Source organism: Vibrio sp. 10N.222.55.C7 (assembly GCF_041473335.1).
GTDB classification, from domain to species: domain Bacteria; phylum Pseudomonadota; class Gammaproteobacteria; order Enterobacterales; family Vibrionaceae; genus Vibrio; species Vibrio crassostreae_C.
On record NZ_JBFRSC010000008.1, the window covers coordinates 1 to 1,442 of the forward strand.

1 protein-coding gene and 1 pseudogene are annotated in these 1,442 nt (G+C 42.1%); both read left to right on the forward strand.

The window, feature by feature from the left end; all coding sequences use genetic code 11:
• The first annotated feature begins 34 nt into the window (after positions 1 to 34).
• A complete protein-coding gene (locus tag AB4482_RS02610; protein ID WP_372057378.1) occupies positions 35 to 1,207 on the forward strand; it encodes a patatin-like phospholipase family protein in 1,173 nt (390 codons plus the stop codon).
• Between the two features lie 17 nt (positions 1,208 to 1,224).
• A pseudogene (locus AB4482_RS02615) lies at positions 1,225 to 1,442 on the forward strand (hypothetical protein); the annotation flags it as partial.

Sequence of the window (1,442 nt, forward strand, 5' to 3'; positions counted from 1 at the left end):
GAATCATTTTAGAGAACATTAAATGAGCCTAATTATGAACCGTCTAATTTCCTCGGGTTTTACCGTTGCTTTGTCATTACTTGTAGTGGCATGTAGCTCACCCCACACGTTGGATGTACGCGTACACAAAGACAATTACAAAGAAGTGGTTGTAGAAGAAGCGATATCAGTAAAAGAGCCATTGCGTATGTGGGCGAGTGAGAACCCAGACTTCTTATACTCTCCAATCGATCAAACAACGCCAATTAAAGTGTCAGGTGAGCAACTAAATATCTTAGCTTTGTCAGGAGGCGGCGCGAACGGAGCCTTTGGAGCCGGTATTTTGATAGGGCTGGAAGAATCTGGCCAATTGAAAGACTACTCAATAGTTACTGGCATCAGTGCAGGAGCGCTAATGGCACCATTTGTATTCATCGGCGGAGATGCATTTCCGAAGATGAAGGAGGTGATGTTAAACATCAATGACAAATCAGTGCTCGGCAAAAAGAACTTTTTAAACACCGTTTTTAAAGATGCTTTTACTGACGGTAAAAACTTGAATCAATTTATCGCTCAGGCGTTCCCTGAACCGATGATCGAGCAAATTGCTGCGCGACACCGCAACGGTAAGCGTTTGTTTATTGGTAGCACACACTTTGATTCTGGAGAGCTTGTCATTTGGAATGTGGGCGCAATTGCAAATAGTGACATGCCAGATAAGTCTGAACTTATATATAAGGTTTTAGCAGCAAGTGCTTCTATTCCTGGAGTCTTCCCACCGCAGTTTATCAATGTGAAGTACGAAGGTAAAAGTTATGAAGAACTTCACGTCGATGGTGGTTTAGCCGCTCAAGTATTTTTCAATCCATCTAACTTCGACTATCAGCAGATCTCAGATGCTCTTGGGTTAGAAAGACCACCACAGCTCGATGTTATTCGAAATGGAGCACTGAAAGCGCCGTACCACTCGCTGAGAGATAAGGGTCTAGATTTAGTAGCAAAGAGCGTATCAAGCCTGACTCTTGCTCAAACACGTGGTGATTTATATCGAATGAAATACATCTGTGAAATCAACAACATTGATATGCAATTTACTTACATCGAGCACGACTTTGGTTACGCCAAACGAACCAAAGACATGTTTGATGAACACTATTTATTAACCATATACGAATATGGTTATCACAAAGCAACTCAGGGCAAACCTTGGGTAACAGAATTACCTTAATTTAGGGATATCGTAAAATGAATAAAACAGTTTTAGCGCTACTTATCATGGCAACGTCTAGCGCTGCCATGGCACAAAATGTGACCTCAATGGAACAGCAAAAAGTCGATAACGACATGCTACAACTGGCCGACGTTCAACAAGAAGCGGCGTTGTTCATGGTTGAAGAAAATTCAGACTACGTGGAGATTGACTACATTGGTCAGTGGGTTGACGTGAACAATTACGTCACACA